We start from the raw sequence: 16,201 nt of genomic DNA, 5'->3' as shown, positions 1-16,201 counted from the left end.
ATGAAGATAGATGACCTGGCCTCGCAACACGATCAAGCGAAAATTTTCAACCTGGAGTATGAGTTCCGCATCAATAAGCTGAAGCTCGATTACATCACGCTGACGGACGCCTTTCCCCATGCGCTGGCGGACGCTGCCCGCCCTTCGCGCAATGACGCGCGCCTGGAGGAAATGGCGGACGAGTACGACGCCGGTGTCGCCGCGCTGCGCACATTTATTCATTTGAATTTCAACCACTTCAACGCGGCAACGTGTTCATCGCTGAGCTGTATTCCGACGCGCTCGATCGGCAACGATGAGCGCTATATCCACAGAATTTGGATGGGTGGGCAGTTGCCGTCCATTGCCGCGGAAGCCATACAGCAGTGGGGCGCGGCGCTCGACGAAGTAAGGGAAAACGGCGGCGCGCCGTATGTGTCGATCCTCTGGGTCTGGGACGAGGGGCAACTGGCGCGCGATCCCCGCTTCAGCCCGACCGGCGGCGTCGGGCGCTACGCCATCGGCCGCTATGCCATCGGCCCGAATACGCTGCATATCAACGCGCTGCGCGACTTGGCGCTGGACTTTGCGCAAGACAGATTTGATCTGTTGGATGAGTTGCATACGAAGCGCTATTTCGCGACGCTGTCCGATTACTTCCGCATCCTGATCATGTGCGAATATGGCGGCATCTACATGGACGTGGATACCATTCCGCATAATCCGGCGACCATTTTCCTGATGACGCCGGAGGTGCCCGATTATTTTCATCGCCAGGTCGCCGACGGCGGCGCGGAAAAAAGCCATCATGTCAGCTGGATGAATCTGTTTTTGGATGAGACCGGCATGGTCATCGCCAAAAAGAACGACCCCGCCCTGAGGGAGGTGTTCCGGAATGTGAATCTGGCCTATTCACGCATCGACGCGGGCATTCCTTGCAGCTGTCCGGAATTCGAATCGCGGCTGTTCGGCGAGTTTTATAGCGAGTGGAAGAAGAACTTGGGCCGGACCTTCCTGAGCCATGCCGAGTTCTACCAGCGCTATTCGGTGCTGTATCACGGCGGCAAAGAGGCGGTGGTCGGTGGAATCCGCGGCATGCGCTTGTTGGTTGATATCATCACCGATATTCAACTGCCCTTGAGCGAAGAGGAAAAGCGCGCGTATGCGCGCTGTATCGCCAGGCTCGACGAGATCAATTGGCGCCTGAAGGACCCCTTGGAGCTGGCCAATATCGTCGATGTGTTTTCAATCGATGAGGCGCCCAGGATGGCGTATCCGGCGCAGTTGCGCGCGGAAGTCGATCATTTCCACTACTACTCGGTGTTGTCGGACGACGGGCAGTTGGACCGGGTGAATGCGATATTTTGCCGCTACCTGGTGGCGCATAATTCGAAAAACATCGCGGCGGGGGCGTTCTGGCGTCGGACCGTCGGCCGCCACGGGGGCGCAAAGGCGCCGGACCATAGCGGCCATGCCGGGCTGTTGTCGCACGCCCCCGTCACACTGGTTCACGGCAGCCTGTTGGGGGAGGAGACCAAGAATCGCATGGCGAAACTCTTGTTTTCCACCAGTTACCTGGAGTACTGCTCCTTTGGGAACAAGCTGAATGTGCAGTTTGTCGAATTGCAAAGGCGGCAAAACATCGATCCCTATTTACAGCACATCCATGGCTTGCACGATGAGGAGGATAATTTCATCGGCTTTTTTACCGCCGCGACGATGGCGGATTTCCAGGCATGCGGCGCGGTATCGTACTACCGCGACGACATGAAGGCGCTCGACGACGCCTACGACCAATTCGTGCTGGAGCATTGCCGCGACGACGATTGTTTCGTCAGCAGTCTGGCCATCGATGAGAAATACCGGGGCAAGGGTTTGTTCAATCAGATGCTCAATGAAATCAAGAGCCTGAGCAGCCGCCGGCGCTGCGAGCGCATCACGCTGACGGTGTGGGAGAAGAGCGACGCCTTGCAGATCTATCTACGCAAGGGCTTCAAGATCGCCGGTACCTTCGACTATGCCTTCAGCATATTTTATGACCGCTTGCACTTCCTGGTGTACGAACCCGGCCAGGGCGGCGCTTAGCGCCGGGCTTCCATCGCCATGCGCATGGCCAAGCCCGCCAGCACGGTTCCCATAAGCCAGCGCTGGATGACCAGCCACGCCGGCCGCCCGGCGAAAAAGCCCGCAATGGTCCCGGCCGTCACGGCGACCAGGGCGTTAACGCTCAGGCTGACGGCGATCTGCGTAAAGCCGAGCGTGAGCGATTGTGCCAGCACGTTGCCATGCTCCAGGCTGATGAACTGGGGCAGCAGGGAAAGGTAGATGACCGCGATCTTCGGGTTGAACAGGCTGGTGAGAAAGCCCATCACAAACAGCCGAGGATTGCTGTCCTGTGGCAAGTCGCGCACGTGGAAGGGTGAGCGTGCGCCCGGTTTTACCGCCTGCCAGGCCAGGTAAAGCAGGTAAATGGCGCCGCCGATGCGCAAGGCGTCATAGGCATACGGAACCGCCAGAAACAGTACCGTGATACCCAGGGCGGTGCACACCATGTAGACGACAAAACCCAGGGCCACGCCGCCAAGCGAGACCAGCCCGGCCGCCGCTCCCTGGCAAATCGATCGCGAGATGAGATACACCATGTTCGGGCCGGGCGTCAGCGCCATGCCGAGTGCGACCAAGCCAAAAGCGAGCCAATTGCTTATGTCGGGCATGATGTGTTTCCTTTATATCGATACAAGATGGCACAACATGGTTTGACTACAGGAAAAACGCGGCGGCCGCGACCGCCGTCGGCAGCAGCGCGCCGGCCAGCAGGCCCAGCGCGCTGATCGACTCGTCCTTGAAACCGCGCCGCAACAGCGCCACGCCGGCCGGGTTGGGCGCGTTGGCGATCACGGTCAGGCCGCCGCCGGCGACGGCGCCGGCCACCAGCATGTATTTCGCCTCGTCGCTCATGCCGGCGATCAGCGAACCGAGGTAGGTCAGGGCGGCGTTGTCGGTGATGGCCGTCAGGCCCAGCGCGCCGAAGAACAGCGACACCGGCGGCAAGCTTGAGACGATCGGTTGCAACCACCATTGCTGCATGCCGCCCAGCACCACCAGCCCGGCCAGGAAGAAGCCGACCAGCAAGCCCTCCTTCAGGATCAACGGGCTCTGGTAGCGCTGGTAGGCTTGTGAAAACCCCAAGAACAGCAGGAACAGGCCGAGGAACAGCACCGGGTGGTGCGCCAGCGCGACCACGGCGGCCAGCACGCCCAGGTGCACGGCGGTGACCGGCCACGGGATCGCCGCGACCGGCTCGACGTGCGGGCCGGCGTCGTTGGCGGCGGCGCCGCGCAGGTAGCGGCGCAGCAGGAAGCTGGCGCCGGTGGCGTTGACGAGCACGGCGATGGCGGCTTTCCAGCCGAAATGGCTGGCCATGAAGGCGCTGTCCCAGTTCCACGTGGTGGCCACCATCAGCACCGGCGGCGCGGCGTAGGAGGTCAGCGTGCCGCCGATCGAGACGTTGACGAAGAGCACGCCGAGCGCGCCGTATTTGAGCCCCTCGGGAATGCCTTGGCGGAAGATTTGCGGCGCCAGCATCAGCGCCGCCAGCGTCATCGCGGCCGGCTCGGTGATCAGGGAGCCGAGCAGCGGCACCAGCGCCAGGCCGAGCCAGACCAGCGCCAGTTCGGTGCGCACCGGCATCAGCCGGGCCACGCCGCCGAGCAGGCGCTGCATGATGTCGAGCACCGGCCGCGACGCCGCCACCACCATCACCACGAAGACGAACAGCGGCTCGGTGTACTGGCGCGACTCGGCGTAGCCGATGGCCTGGGCGCCGCCGTCGACGAAGGCCATGACGATGATCAGAATGAAGGCCCAGAAGCCGAACACCACCTCGACCTCGCCCAGCAAATGGAACAGGCCGGCGTGGTGCGGATGGCGGTGGGCCAGTACTTCAAACGATTTGGCGGCGAAGGTGTGCAGCAGCGCGAGGCCGAAAACAATCGCGCTGATCAGTTGCATGGTGGTCAAATGGAATGCCTTTTTTAAAAGGAAATGGCCGACGGTCATGCCGGAATACGGTGTCTATTTTACAGTATTACCGCTTGGCACCTGTTGGCGTGTGGGCGGGCGCAAGATAAACCTTGCCAAACCCGGGTTCAAACAGTACTGTGTATTTATACAGTACTCTTACCGGCGAATGTTATGCTCCGATCCGACCTCCTCTCCGCGCCCGAAGCGCTGCACCCGTCCTTGTGGCGGGCCTCGCAGCTGGCGCACTCGGCCACGCGCTGCGTCGACACCGGCTTCGCCGCGCTGTCGGCGCAACTGCCGGGCGGCGGCTGGCCGACCGGCACCCTGATCGATTTGCTGGTGCAGCAGACCGGCAGCGGCGAAATGCGCTTGCTCAGTCCGGCGCTGGCGCGGCTGCCGAAGCTGCCCATCGTGCTGTTGCAGCCGCCCCATCCGCCGCAGGCGCTGGCGTTGGCGGCGCTGGGCTTGGCGCCGTCGCAACTGCTCTGGGTGCGCAGCGGCAGCAGCGGCGACGCGCTGTGGGCGGCCGAAAACGTGCTGCGCAGCGGCAGTTGCGCCGCCTTGCTGTTCTGGCAAAACCATGCGCGCGGCGAAACCCTGCGCCGCCTGCACCTGGCGGCGCAAAGCGGCGACACGCTGTTTTGCATGCTGCGCCCGCTGGCCTCGGCGCAGGACGCCTCGCCGGCGCCGCTGCGGCTGTCGCTGCGCCCGGCCGCCGGCGGCGTCGACATCGGCTTCGTGAAACGCCGGGGACCGCAGCGCGACGCGCCGCTGTTCCTGCCCCTGACCCCCTCTTCTTTACTGCAGCGCCATGCGTCTTTGGATCGGCCTTTATCTGCCCCGGCTTCCGCTCGAAGTGTTTTTTCCGAACTGGTCGGATGACAGTTGCAGCGTGGTGCTGGAGCACGAGCGGGTGGTGGCGCTGTCGCCGTTGGCGCACGCGGCCGGGGTGCGTCCGGGCATGCGCCGCGGCGGCGCGCTGATGCTGGCGCCGCAGGTGCGCGTGCACGAGCGCGCGCCGGCGCGCGAGGCCGAGGCGCTGCACGCGGTGGCGATGGCCTTGCTGCAGTACACGCCGCTGGTGGCGGCGGCCGAGGAGGCCACGCTGTTGATCGACGTCGGTGCCAGCCTGCGCCTGTTCGGCGGCGTGCGCGCGCTGTGCCGGCGCATCGCCGCCAGCGTGCAGGCGCTGGGTTTTTCGGCCGCGCTGGCCTGCGCGCCGACCGCGCGCGGCGCCTGGCTGTTGGCGCGCGCCAACGCCGGGCGCGCGCTGACGATGCCGTCGATGGTGCGCCGGCTGGACCGGCTGCCGAGCGCCCTGCTGCCGCCGGCGCGGCCCTACCTGGAGTGGTTTGACGGCATCGGCTGCCTGACGCTGGGACAGATGCGCGCCCTGCCGCGGCCCGGTTTGCAGCGGCGCTGCGGCCGCGCGCTGCTCGACATGCTCGACGGCGCGCACGGCCACAGCGCCGAACTGTTTGAATGGATCGAGGCGCCGGCGAGTTTTCGCGCCAAGCTGGAACTGTTCGACCGGGTCGAGGACGCCGAGGCCTTGCTGTTCGGTGCGCGCCGGCTGCTGTTGCAGATGACGGGCTGGCTGTGCGCGCGGCAATGCGCGGTCGAGCGCGTCAGCCTGCTGCTTGAACACGAGCGCGGCCGGGTGGCGCGGCCGCCGACGGCGCTTGAGATCGTGCTGGCCGAACCGACCTGGCGCGACGACCACCTGCTGCGCCTGCTCAAGGAGCGGCTGGCGCAACTGACGCTGGAGGCGCCGGTGATCGGCCTGTGCCTGGAGGCCTTGCAGGTGCAGCCGATGGCGCCGCCGAGCGAGTCGCTGTTCCCCGAGCCGGGCGGCACGCCGCAGGAGCGCCAGCGCCTGTTCGAGTTGCTGGCGGCGCGGCTGGGTCCGGACAACGTGTTGCAGGCGGCGCCGCGGGCCGACTACCGGCCGGAGGCGGCCAACGCCTGGGTGCCGCTGCAACTGGCGCCGAAGGCGGCGGCCGGCCAGGCGCAACTGCCGGCCGACATCCTCAGCATGCCGCGTCCGAGCTGGCTGCTGGCCAAGCCGGTCGCGCTGCTGATGCGCGAGCACCGGCCGTTTTACGGTTCGCCGCTGACGATGAGGTCGGCGCCGGAACGCATCGAGGCGGGCTGGTGGAGCCAGACGCAGGCGCGCGACTACTTCGTCGCCGAGGGCCGCGACCACGCCCATTACTGGGTCTACCGCGAGCGCATCGGCGGCGCGGTCGAGCAGGCCGAACCGCGCTGGTATCTGCACGGCCTGTTCGGCTGAGGGGGGGCTGCGTCGACGCTGACGCCGCCCGCCGGCTCGGCGCCAGCATTGTCGGGTTACGCGCGCGTTGCGCGCTAACCCGACCTACGAAAACCTTGGCTTGGCGGCATGGGGGAAGGGACGGCGCGCATAAGGAACGGTTGCGGCCAGGCCGTCATTCCAAGGGGGGGGAGGCGATCAGCGCGACTGGACTTGGCCGGCGCCGATGGCGCCAGGCTGGCGGTCCGGCCCGGCTCGATTCGCCGGACGGCCCGTCCGCCGGTTGCCGGCGAGTTTACAACCGAGGGTCCGACCCCGGCTCTTTGCCGTTGCTTGATTTCAGCGCCGCCGGCCCGCTCACGCTCATTTAACGCCGTTCCTGTCAGGCGTCGTCGCCCTCGTCGAACTCGGCCGCCAGGTCTTTCCAGCCCTTGCTGGCGGCGAAGGTGTTGAACTCCTCCGGCGCTTCGAGCACGATCAATTTCTTGTCCTGCAGGCCCAGGTCGCCGTGGCCGAAGTCCGGGCCGACGTAGCCGAGGCTGCGCAGGCGCGCCAGGATCTGTCCGACCAGGGTCTTGTCTTTGTACGCGTCGGCGTCGATGGCGGCGCTGAAGTCGACGTAGACGTCGATGACGCCGTAGCCTTCGTCGAAAATGCGGATCGCTTTGATGTCGTGCGCGCGGCCGGAGCCGTCGGTGGCCTTGAAGGGGCCGCTCAGTTGGATATCGGTGTCAGTATTCATAGCGTCAGCATACACCAAAACGCCGCCGCGCCACAGGGCCGGCGCAGCCGTCAGCGCGACACCAGATTGCGCCCCTTGGCCTTGGCGCGGTACAGCGCGCGGTCGGCCAGTTCATAAAAAGCGTGCTGGTCGAGCGCGGCGTCGGGGGCGATGAAAACCAGGCCGATCGACAGCGTGACCTGGCCGAAGGGCGCGTTGGCGCGGTGCGCGATGCCGGCCTGGAACACGCCGCGGCGCATGCGCTCGGCCAGCGCGACGCTGTCGTCGGCGCCGCGGCTGGCGAACAGGCAGGCGAATTCGTCGCCGCCGGTGCGAAAGCACAGGTCGGCCGGCCGGCTCAGCGCCGCCCGCATCGCCCGCGCCACCGCCGCCAGCACCCGGTCGCCCGCCGCGTGGCCGTAGTGGTCGTTGTATTGCTTGAAACGGTCGACGTCGGCCAGCAGCAGCGTCAGCACGCGGCGTTCGCGCTGGGCGCGCTTTTGCTCTTCGGCGTAGCGCAGATTGAAGTAGCGCCGGTTGTTCAGGCCGGTCAGCTCGTCGGTGATGCTGTCGAGCCTGGCGGCCTTGGCCTCGGTGACGTCGGTCGAGACGGCGCAGGTCGCGGTGACCCGGCCGGCGCTGTCGAACAGCGGGAACTTCACCGTCGCGTAGGTGTGCAGCGACTGGTCGGCGTGGTACACCGACTCCTCCTCGCGCACCGGGGCGCGCTGTTGCGCGGCGCGCTGGTCGTTGTTCCACAGCTGTTCGGCTATGGCGCGGGGAAACAGGTCGAAGACGTTCCTGCCGACGAAATTGTCGGGGTCGTAGCCGTCGAGGACCGCGAAATGGCGGTTGGCCATGGTCACCGTGCCCTGCAGGTCCTTGGTGGAAATCAGCATCGGCGCGTGCTCGAGCAGGGCGCGCAACAGCCCGTCGGCTGCGCGCAGCCCGGCCAGCTCCTGGAGCTGGCGCGCTAGCTCGTCGCTGGCAGCGTCGGCGTCGGTGGAATGGGCGATATCGGGCGGCATGGACGGGGTGGCGGAGTCGGGGCTATGTCATGCAAAAAATGTAATATACACCAGCCCCGCCCGCCGTCCGCCCTATTTTAACGCTTGCAAGATGCCCGTCAAACGGTCCGGCGCGCCCTCGATGCGTTCCAGGCGCGGATAGCGCGGGCCGCCGTGGTAGTCCAGCGCCACGGTGCGAAATTGCGTGCCCTTCTTGACCAGCAATTCAATCGCCTTGGGGGCGCCCTTGGCCGCCTTGATGGCCGCCTTCAGCACCTCCGGCTTGTAGGCGCGGCCGTTCACCGCCAGCAAGGTGGTGTTGCCCGACAGGCCGGCCTGGAACGCCGGCCCGCCCCATTGCAGGTTGCCGATCTTGCCTTCCTTGTCGACCGCCAGGCCCAGCGAGTAGCTGAAATCGGTCCAGTTGCCGCGCCCCTCGGCGCCTTTCAGGAACTCGCTCTGGGTGTCGCCGTAGACCAGTTTCCAGCCGGCCCGCGCCAGGCCGTCGAGCGGCGCGCCGGGGCCGTGGCCGTCCAGGCGGGCGCGCAGGAAACCGGCCCAGTCGTGCGGCTGGACCGCGTTCAACGCCTGCACCACGTCGTCGAAGGTGTAGGGCGCGGTGGCGGCGCTGCCGTCGCCGGCGCCGAAGAAGGCGCGGGCGAAATGGTCGAGCGAACGGCGCTCGCCCGACAGTTCGCGCAGCTTGGTGTCGACGTCGAGCCAGATCAGCGCGCCTTCCGAATAATAGTCCTCGCTGCGTTGCCAGTTGCCCCAGCCGAGCGGGCGGCGGCCGTTGATGATCGGGTCGTTGGTGGTGTCCTGCACCGCGCGCCAGCTGCGGCCCTGGACGTTGTCGTATTGCGCCGCGCTGGCGGCGAAGATGTCGCGCATGTTTTGCGCGCCGATCAGGCCCGAGCGCGCGGCCAGCACGTTGCCCCAGTATTGGGTCTGGCCCTCGTAGACCCACAGCAGGCTGTTTTGCAGCGGCGTGTTGAAGTCCGGCGTGACCTGGTCGGCCGGGCGGCGGAACTTGCCGTTCCAGGAGTGCGCGAACTCGTGCGGCAGCAGCGCCCGCACCGGCTCGCTCTTGGCCCAGTCGGTGAAGTAATCCGGCTTGACGCCGTTCTCGCTGGACTGGTGGTGCTCGCGGCCGATCGCGCCGAAGTCGTCGCTGAGCGCCAGCAGGAAGTCGTAGTGGGCGTAGTGGTGCGACTGGAACAGCTTGTAGCTCTGTTGCACCAGCGCGCGGTGCAGCGCGATGTGTTCCGGCTTCGCCTCCAGGCTGTCGGCGTTGTCGGCGAACAGGTTCAGGTGCACCGGCACCGTGGCGCCCGGGTCGAGGTCGATGCGCTTGACGTGGCGGCCGGCGAACAGCGGCGAGTCGACCAGCTTTTCCAGGTCGAGCGGCTTGAAGGCGACCTCGTTGCCGCGCCGCCCGGCCTGCTCCAGCGCGCTGGCGTACTGCCAGCCGTCGGGCAGGGTCAGGTTGGCCTGCACGCTGATGTTGCGGCTGGCGTAGCCGGCCGGGTACAGCGCCATCGCGTGCCATTGCACGCCGAGGATCTCGTTGCTCATCGTGAAGCGGCCCTGGGTGGCCTCGACCGGCGACAGGTACTGGTATTCGGCCTCCAGCATGGCGACGCCGGCCGGCACCTCGACGTGGAAGGCGAACATGTTGACCGGGTCGCGGCGCCACGCCAGCGCGGTGCCGTTGCCGCTCAGCTTCAAGCCGGCGAACTGGGCCAGCGGGCCGCTGGGGCCGTGGTTGCCGGGTACCCATTGCGGATACAGCAAGGTCACATTGCCGGCCCGCACGGGAATGCTGGCGCTGACGCGGAAGATCTGTTGCGCCAGGTTGGTGGCGTCGACGCGCAGCACGATGGTGCCGGGATAGGCCAGCTCGGCGGCGGCGGCCGGCGCCGCGGCGCGGGCGCCGAAGGCGGCGCCGAGCAACGCGGCGAGCAGGGCGGTCGAGCGCGCGCTGGCGCGTAAACGGAACAGCGATTGAGCAATCATGGGCGGTCGAAAGGGAGGGTGAGTGGATGACCCGCCGGGGCGAAAACGGCCGCCGCCGACAGCCTTGCGCAGGGCCGATCCAGTGTAGCATGCGGCCCGCCGCGGCAGGCTGGAACACCACCGGCAAATTATTTTGCGCCGCCATGGGGCGTCTTGCAGCGTTTTTCAAGGCCTTGAAATGCCTGGGCGGGGGCCGTATATCGTACTCAGCGGATGCTCATCGTGAGGTCCGCGCCACCCTATCGCTTCACTCTTAAAAGGATATCTACCATGCGTACATTCGACCTCGCCCCCCTGTATCGTTCCGCCATTGGCTTCGACCGCTTGGCCCATCTGTTGAACGAAGCGCAGCGCGGCGACGCCCAGCCCAGCTACCCGCCCTACAACATCGAACTGGTGTCGGAGGACAACTACCGCATCGTCATGGCGCTGGCCGGCTTCAGCCGCGCCGAAGTCGACATCGTCGCCGAACGCGATTCGCTGCACGTGACCGGCCGCAAACAAAAGGACGGCGTCGAGCGCACCTTCCTGCACCGTGGCATCGCGGCGCGCGACTTCGAGCAGCGCTTCCAGCTGGCCAACCACGTCAAGGTAACCGGCGCCTCGTTCGACAACGGCATGCTCACCATCGAACTGGTGCGCGAGGTGCCGGAGGCGCACAAGCCGCGCAAGATCGTCATCGACGGCGCGGACAACGTCAGTGCGCTGGAGCGCCAGGCCGCGTAAGCCCGTAATCGCCTACCGACATCCGGCCGGCCCAAGCCGGGACTGGCCGGAACACGGCTTTCAAGGAGCTGGCCCGTATTCCGCTACGGGCCATTCGCGTTTCCCGGCGCGCCAGGTCGATGGCGCGCTGGCCTAGTCGTTTATTTAAGCGGCGTCTAAGTCTAGTGCGCGATGATCCACTACATCAATCATCCTATTCAATCAGGAGCGCCCCATGCAAAAACAATCCCATTCCGGGTCGATGACAATCAAACGGCTGACGCTGGCCTTGGCCACCGTCAGCGTCGTCGGCGCCGTCGGCGCGATTGCGATGCATCAGAATAAGGCCGACGCCAATGCGGCGCCGGCCGCCGTCGCCGCCATCGCCGCGCCGGCCACGGCCGCCGCGCCGTCGACCGCGGCGGCGCTGACGGTGGCGCTGCCGGACTTCAGCCAGATCGCCGCGCGCAACAGCCCGGCGGTGGTCAACATCAGCGTCACCGGCACCACCAAGGTCGGCCTCGACATGGCCGATGGCGCCCAGGGCCGCGGCCAGCGCGCCGACCCGTTCGGCGACGACCCGTTCTTCGAATTCTTCCGCCGCTTCCAGGGGCCGCAGGGCGGCCAGCGCGGCGGGCGCGAGATGCCGACCCACGGCCTGGGCTCGGGCTTCATCGTCAGCCCGGACGGCGTCATCATCACCAACGCCCACGTCGTGCGCGACGCCAGCGAGGTGACGGTGAAGCTGGCCGACCGCCGCGAATACCGCGCCCGCGTGCTCGGCTCGGACCCGAAAACCGACATCGCGGTGTTGAAGATCGACGCCAAGAACCTGCCGGTGGTGCCGCTGGGCGCCTCGAAGGACTTGAAGGTCGGCGAATGGGTGCTGGCGATCGGTTCGCCCTACGGCTTCGACAGCACCGTCACCGCCGGCGTGGTCAGCGCCAAGGGCCGCTCGTTGCCGGACGACAGCAACGTGCCCTTCATCCAGACCGACGTCGCGGTCAACCCCGGCAACTCGGGCGGGCCGCTGTTCAATGTGCGCGGCGAGGTGGTCGGCGTGAATTCGCAGATCTACAGCCAGACCGGCGGCTTCCAGGGCTTGTCGTTCGCCATTCCAATCGACGTCGCCAACCGCATCAAGGACCAGATCGTCGCCACCGGCAAGGCCAGCCACGCCAAGCTGGGCGTGACGGTGCAGGAGGTCAACCAGGGCTTCGCCGATTCGTTCAAGCTGGCCACGCCGGAGGGCGCGCTGGTGGCCAACGTCGAGCCGGGCAGTCCGGCCGAACGGGCCGGCCTGAAGCCGGGCGACGTGGTGCGCAAGCTCAACGGCCAGAACATCGTCGCCTCGGCCGACCTGCCGGCGATGGTGGGAATCGCGCTGCCGGGTGATAATGTGACGATGGAGGTGTGGCGCGAAGGCAAAACCATCGCGCTGTCGGCCAAGCTGGGCAACGCCGCCGACAAGCTCGCCGACGTCAACCGCGGCGACGCGCCGGCCGGCAAGGTCAAGCTGGGGCTGGCGCTGCGCGCGCTGCAACCGGCCGAGCGGCGCGACGCCGGCCTGCCCTCGGGCCTGCTGGTGGAGGACGCCAGCGGCGCCGCCGCCTACGCCGGGGTGCAGGCCGGCGACGTGCTGCTGTCGGTGAACGGCAAGCCGGTCAACAGCGTCGAACAGGTGCGCGAAGTGGTGGGGCAGTCGGCCAGGTCGGTGGCGCTGCTGATCCAGCGCGGCGCCGAGCGCATCTTCATCCCGGTGCGCCTGGGGTGACCACCACGCGCGAGGAGCCGGGGTCGGACCGTCGGGGTCTGACCCCCGGTTCACGCCGGCGGTTTGGTTTGGCATGAATCATTAACGAGAATAACGGGGACGCGATGCGACTTTTGCTGGTGGAAGATGATGTCATGATCGGCGAGGTCGTGCTCGACTTGCTGCGGGCCGAGCACTACGCGGTCGACTGGGTCAAGGACGGCGACATGGCCGACACGGCCTTGCAGACCCAGACCTACGACCTGGTGCTGCTGGACCTGGGCCTGCCGCGCAAGGACGGCCTCGACGTGCTGCGCGGCATGCGCCTGCGCAAGCAGGACACGCCGGTGCTGGTGGCGACGGCGCGCGACGCCGTCGACCAGCGCATCGCCGGGCTCGACGCCGGCGCCGACGACTACGTGCTCAAGCCCTACGACCTCGACGAGCTGCTGGCGCGCATCCGCGCGCTGTTGCGGCGCGCCGCCGGCCGGCCCGAACCGGTGTTCGAGCACCAGGGCGTGAGCATCAATCCGCTGACGCGCGAAGTGGTGGCCGACGGCCACCCGGTCAACCTGTCGGCGCGCGAATGGGCGGTGCTCGAGGCGCTGATCGCGCGCCCCGGCATCGTGCTCTCGCGCGCCCAGCTGGAGGAAAAACTGTACAGCTGGAAGGACGAGGTCAACAGCAACGCCGTCGAAGTCTACATCCACGGCCTGCGCAAGAAGCTCGGCAGCGAGTTGATCCAGAACGTGCGCGGACTCGGCTACATGGTGCCGAAGGCATGAGAGTGGCGCATTCGATGCGCGGGCGCCTGCTGTGGTTTCTGCTGGCGGCCATCATCATGGCGGCGCTGGCGCAGGCCTCGATCGCCTACCGCAGCGCGCTGTACGACGCCGACGAAATCTTCGACTACCACATGCAGCAGATGGCGCTGTCGCTGCGCTCGGGCGCGCCGCTGGCGAACCAGCAGCAGCAGCCGCCGCAGACGCCGGCCGACCCGGCCAACAACGACCTGGTGGTGCAGGTGTGGACGCCGGACGGCGCCCAGGTGTACCGCTCGATCACCCGGGCCGAGCTGCCGCAGCGCGCGGTGCTGGGCTTTTCCAACGTCCAGGCCAACGGCACCACCTACCGGATCTTCTCGGTGCAGACCAGCTCGCAAACGGTGCAGGTGGCGCAGGACATGGCGGTGCGCAAGCGCATGGCCGGCAGCATGGCGCTGCGCACGGTCGGGCCAATCGCGCTGATGGCGCCGATCCTGATGCTGGTGGTGTGGTGGGTCGTCAGCGGCTCGCTGGCGCCGGTCGAGCGGGTCCGCAAGCAGGTCGCGGCGCGCCAGGCCGACGACCTCTCGCCGGTGTCGGAGTCGGGCCTGCCCGACGAGGTACAGCCGCTGGTGCGCGAGCTGAACCTGCTGTTCGGCCGCGTCAAAACCGCCTTCGAGGCGCAGCAGCACTTCGTCGCCGACGCCGCGCACGAGTTGCGCACGCCGCTGGCGGCGCTCAAGCTGCAGGTGGTCAGCCTGGAGCGGGCCGGCTGCGACGAGGCGCGCGGCGTCGCGGTGGCGCGCCTGGGCGCCGGCATCGAACGGGCCACCCGCCTGGTCGAGCAATTGCTGGTGCTGGCGCGGCAGGAGGCCAGCGCGGCCAGCGGCGACCTGCTGCAACCGGTCGAACTGGGCGAGCTGGTCAAACGCACGCTGGGCGACATGGCCGGCGCCGCGCAGGCGCGCCAGATCGACCTGGGCCTGCACCACCTCGACCCGGCCGGCGTGGCGGGGCAGGGCGACGCCCTGTTGATCATGCTGCGCAACCTGGTCGACAACGCGCTCAAGTACACGCCGGCCGGCGGCAGCGTCGACGTCGAGCTGCGCGCCGGCGCGGCCGGCGTGACGCTGGCGGTCGAGGACAGCGGCCCCGGCATCTCGCCGGAGGAGCGCGAGCGCGTCTTCAACCGCTTCTACCGGGTGCCGGGCAGCGCGGCCGGCGGTAGCGGCCTGGGCCTGGCGATCATCAAGGCCATCGCCGAACGGCATGGCGCCAAACTGGTGCTGGAGCAGTCGCAGCGGCTGGGCGGGCTGCGCGTGCAGGTCGAATTCCCCGCCGCGGCGCTTAAAGCTTAATCTTGATGCAATCCTTTTGATTGACGGGGGCGCCCGCGCGCTATATCTTCTGCGGAACTACAGCCAATTTGGAGCGCCGCATGAAGAAAATCGGATTCTCGGGAACCCTCGACCCCATCACCAACGGCCACATGTGGGTGATCGGCGAGGCGCGCTCGATCGCCGACGAGGTCATCGTGTTCCTGTCGCAGAATCCGGCCAAGCGGCCGCAATTTCCCGCCGAGGACCGCAAGAACATCATCGAGCAGAGCGCGCGCGAACGCGGCTGGGACAACGTCCAGGTCGTCATCGTCAAGAGCGACTACACCGCGCGCGTGGCGAAAAAGCACGGCGCCGACTACCTGATCCGCGGCATCCGCACCACCGCCGACTTCGACTACGAGAACCTGATCCAGCAAACCAACGTCGACGTGCTGCAGGGCGCCAAGACCATCTTCGTGATGCCGCCGCGCGACCTCGGCTCGGTCAGTTCGAGCTTCGTCAAGGCGCTGGAGGGGCCGGTTGGCTGGAACTGGACCATGAAGAAATTCGTGCCCGGCCCGGCCTACCGCGCCTGGATCCTCAGCTGGTTGCGCAAGGAATGGGACGGCCTGTGGGACAACGCCGGCGCGCTGGCGCCGGAGCCGGCGCTGATCGAGCGCTGGTTCGCCCACCTGACCGGGGCGCAGGCCTACGGCGGCGCCGACCGCTATTACCATAACCTCGACCACCTGGTGCACGGCCTGTGCGAAATCCGCGTGTGGACCGCCAACACCCAGGCCTCGGCGCACGATATGGACATCGTCAAGAAGGCCTTCTGGTTCCACGACGCGCTGTACGAGCGCGACGAGGCGGCGCTGTTCTCGAACGAGGAGGCGAGCGCGCAACTGTGGTTGGGCAGCGGCCTGGACATGGGCACCGGTACCGAGGTGGCCGAGCTGATCCGCGCCACCGACCACTTCCAGAGCCCCAGCATCAGCCACAAGCTTAAGGACGTCATGCTCAGCGTCGACTTGGCCATCCTGGGCCAGAACGACGAGGTGTACGAAGCGTACACCCGCGCCATCCGCCAGGAATACGCGCACGTCGACGAGGCCCGCTTCCGCGAGCAGCGCCGGCTGGCGCTGATCCACCTGCGCGCCAAAGCCGAGTCCGGCGGGATGTTCGGCGACCCCTACTTCGCCGAGCAGTACAACGACAAGGCCATCGACAACCTGACGCGCGAGATCGACGCGCTCGGCGCTTGAAAATTGTTGTTTATATAAAAATTTATTGATATTTAAATTGCATTGTAAATTTTAAATTGGAAAGCTTGCTATAATGTTTGTTAATTAGCCTTGATCTTCAGCCAACCGAAGCCACGCTTCAGTCCGGGTTTCAGTCGTGACGGCAGCGTGTAAAAACGAACGAAAATGTTGGCCAGGTCGAAGCGGCGGTTGAATCGGGTGGACGCCGCCAAGATGGCTCTATGCCGTTTCGTGTGGAACTTGACATCTAGTACCATAGCGGGCACTGCCATTTTGAAGACGAAGAACGCCTGATGAGTATTGCCGTTGAAGCCCTGTTTACAAGCGCGCTGGGCCTGCAAGCGCCGTGGTCGGTGACCAAAGTCGAACTCGATACA

14 protein-coding genes are annotated in these 16,201 nt (G+C 66.7%); 8 read left to right on the top strand and 6 right to left on the bottom strand.

Annotation, left to right across the window (positions count from 1 at the left end):
- On the top strand, positions 1-2,064 hold the full coding sequence (locus ACFDR9_RS11920; RefSeq protein WP_409031133.1) for a GNAT family N-acetyltransferase: 2,064 nt from the start codon (positions 1-3) through the stop codon (positions 2,062-2,064).
- Here the strand turns inward: ACFDR9_RS11920 and ACFDR9_RS11915 are convergent.
- A complete protein-coding gene (locus ACFDR9_RS11915) occupies positions 2,061-2,693 on the bottom strand; it encodes a LysE family translocator (protein WP_409031132.1) in 633 nt (210 codons plus the stop codon). The genes ACFDR9_RS11920 and ACFDR9_RS11915 overlap by 4 nt on opposite strands.
- Before the next feature lie 46 nt (positions 2,694-2,739).
- Complete coding sequence (locus ACFDR9_RS11910; RefSeq protein ID WP_026133430.1) at positions 2,740-3,999, bottom strand: putative Na+/H+ antiporter; 1,260 nt, start codon at positions 3,997-3,999, stop codon at positions 2,740-2,742.
- 174 nt (positions 4,000-4,173) lie between these two features.
- Here ACFDR9_RS11910 and imuA point away from each other — a divergent pair, with 174 nt between their 5' ends.
- Both imuA and ACFDR9_RS11900 read left to right on the top strand, forming a co-directional pair.
- The gene (imuA, locus tag ACFDR9_RS11905) at positions 4,174-4,884 is read left to right on the top strand and encodes a translesion DNA synthesis-associated protein ImuA (RefSeq protein ID WP_409031131.1); all 711 of its coding nucleotides are present in this window, start codon (positions 4,174-4,176) and stop codon (positions 4,882-4,884) included.
- Positions 4,814-6,295 carry a Y-family DNA polymerase gene (locus ACFDR9_RS11900; RefSeq protein WP_409031130.1) on the top strand — a complete coding sequence of 494 codons (1,482 nt, stop codon included), beginning with the start codon at positions 4,814-4,816 and terminating at the stop codon, positions 6,293-6,295. Before imuA ends, ACFDR9_RS11900 begins: the two co-directional genes overlap by 71 nt.
- Before the next feature lie 361 nt (positions 6,296-6,656).
- On the opposite strand, the gene ACFDR9_RS11895 is transcribed toward ACFDR9_RS11900, so the two are convergent.
- The 3 genes from ACFDR9_RS11895 to ACFDR9_RS11885 form a co-directional block, all read right to left on the bottom strand.
- Complete coding sequence (locus ACFDR9_RS11895) at positions 6,657-7,016, bottom strand: hypothetical protein (RefSeq protein ID WP_017878995.1); 360 nt, start codon at positions 7,014-7,016, stop codon at positions 6,657-6,659.
- Positions 7,017-7,066: 50 nt separating this feature from the next.
- On the bottom strand, positions 7,067-8,023 hold the full coding sequence (locus tag ACFDR9_RS11890) for a sensor domain-containing diguanylate cyclase (protein WP_409031129.1): 957 nt from the start codon (positions 8,021-8,023) through the stop codon (positions 7,067-7,069).
- A gap of 72 nt (positions 8,024-8,095) precedes the next feature.
- Positions 8,096-10,018, bottom strand: a complete 1,923-nt coding sequence (locus ACFDR9_RS11885) for a M61 family metallopeptidase (RefSeq protein ID WP_409031128.1) — start codon at positions 10,016-10,018, stop codon at positions 8,096-8,098.
- A gap of 270 nt (positions 10,019-10,288) precedes the next feature.
- On the opposite strand from ACFDR9_RS11885, the gene ACFDR9_RS11880 reads away from it, so the two are divergent.
- The 5 genes from ACFDR9_RS11880 to coaD all read left to right on the top strand — a co-directional run bounded on the left by ACFDR9_RS11880 (position 10,289) and on the right by coaD (position 15,824).
- Positions 10,289-10,744, top strand: coding sequence for an Hsp20 family protein (locus ACFDR9_RS11880; RefSeq protein WP_017878998.1), 456 nt, complete (start codon positions 10,289-10,291; stop codon positions 10,742-10,744).
- Positions 10,745-10,958: 214 nt separating this feature from the next.
- Positions 10,959-12,497: a Do family serine endopeptidase gene (locus tag ACFDR9_RS11875; RefSeq protein ID WP_409031127.1), complete on the top strand. Its 1,539-nt coding sequence runs from the start codon at positions 10,959-10,961 to the stop codon at positions 12,495-12,497.
- Positions 12,498-12,601: 104 nt separating this feature from the next.
- Positions 12,602-13,261 (top strand): response regulator transcription factor, encoded by a 660-nt coding sequence (locus ACFDR9_RS11870; protein WP_026133432.1) that lies wholly within the window; start codon positions 12,602-12,604, stop codon positions 13,259-13,261.
- Complete coding sequence (locus ACFDR9_RS11865) at positions 13,258-14,598, top strand: ATP-binding protein (protein ID WP_026133433.1); 1,341 nt, start codon at positions 13,258-13,260, stop codon at positions 14,596-14,598. Before ACFDR9_RS11870 ends, ACFDR9_RS11865 begins: the two co-directional genes overlap by 4 nt.
- Positions 14,599-14,678: 80 nt before the next feature.
- Positions 14,679-15,824, top strand: a complete 1,146-nt coding sequence (gene coaD / locus ACFDR9_RS11860; protein ID WP_409031126.1) for a pantetheine-phosphate adenylyltransferase — start codon at positions 14,679-14,681, stop codon at positions 15,822-15,824.
- Between the two features lie 80 nt (positions 15,825-15,904).
- On the opposite strand, the gene ACFDR9_RS11855 is transcribed toward coaD, so the two are convergent.
- Positions 15,905-16,201 (bottom strand): hypothetical protein (locus ACFDR9_RS11855; protein WP_409031125.1); only part of this gene is annotated, 297 nt, incomplete at its 5' end.

This window comes from Janthinobacterium sp. CG_23.3 (genome assembly GCF_046115965.1).
Classification (GTDB): domain Bacteria; phylum Pseudomonadota; class Gammaproteobacteria; order Burkholderiales; family Burkholderiaceae_D; genus Janthinobacterium.
The sequence above is the reverse complement of the archived record's forward strand: the minus strand, read 5'-3'. Positions and strand labels throughout refer to the sequence as shown.

Coding starts and splice junctions, on each gene's coding strand:
- ACFDR9_RS11895 (WP_017878995.1), bottom strand. CDS start 7,016: ATGAATACTGACACCGATATCCAACTGAGCGGCCCCTTCAAGGCCACC.
- ACFDR9_RS11885 (WP_409031128.1), bottom strand. CDS start 10,018: ATGATTGCTCAATCGCTGTTCCGTTTACGCGCCAGCGCGCGCTCGACC.
- ACFDR9_RS11870 (WP_026133432.1), top strand. CDS start 12,602: ATGCGACTTTTGCTGGTGGAAGATGATGTCATGATCGGCGAGGTCGTG.
- ACFDR9_RS11920 (WP_409031133.1), top strand. CDS start 1: ATGAAGATAGATGACCTGGCCTCGCAACACGATCAAGCGAAAATTTTC.
- imuA (WP_409031131.1), top strand. CDS start 4,174: ATGCTCCGATCCGACCTCCTCTCCGCGCCCGAAGCGCTGCACCCGTCC.
- ACFDR9_RS11875 (WP_409031127.1), top strand. CDS start 10,959: ATGCAAAAACAATCCCATTCCGGGTCGATGACAATCAAACGGCTGACG.
- ACFDR9_RS11900 (WP_409031130.1), top strand. CDS start 4,814: ATGCGTCTTTGGATCGGCCTTTATCTGCCCCGGCTTCCGCTCGAAGTG.
- coaD (WP_409031126.1), top strand. CDS start 14,679: ATGAAGAAAATCGGATTCTCGGGAACCCTCGACCCCATCACCAACGGC.
- ACFDR9_RS11890 (WP_409031129.1), bottom strand. CDS start 8,023: ATGCCGCCCGATATCGCCCATTCCACCGACGCCGACGCTGCCAGCGAC.
- ACFDR9_RS11865 (WP_026133433.1), top strand. CDS start 13,258: ATGAGAGTGGCGCATTCGATGCGCGGGCGCCTGCTGTGGTTTCTGCTG.
- ACFDR9_RS11915 (WP_409031132.1), bottom strand. CDS start 2,693: ATGCCCGACATAAGCAATTGGCTCGCTTTTGGCTTGGTCGCACTCGGC.
- ACFDR9_RS11880 (WP_017878998.1), top strand. CDS start 10,289: ATGCGTACATTCGACCTCGCCCCCCTGTATCGTTCCGCCATTGGCTTC.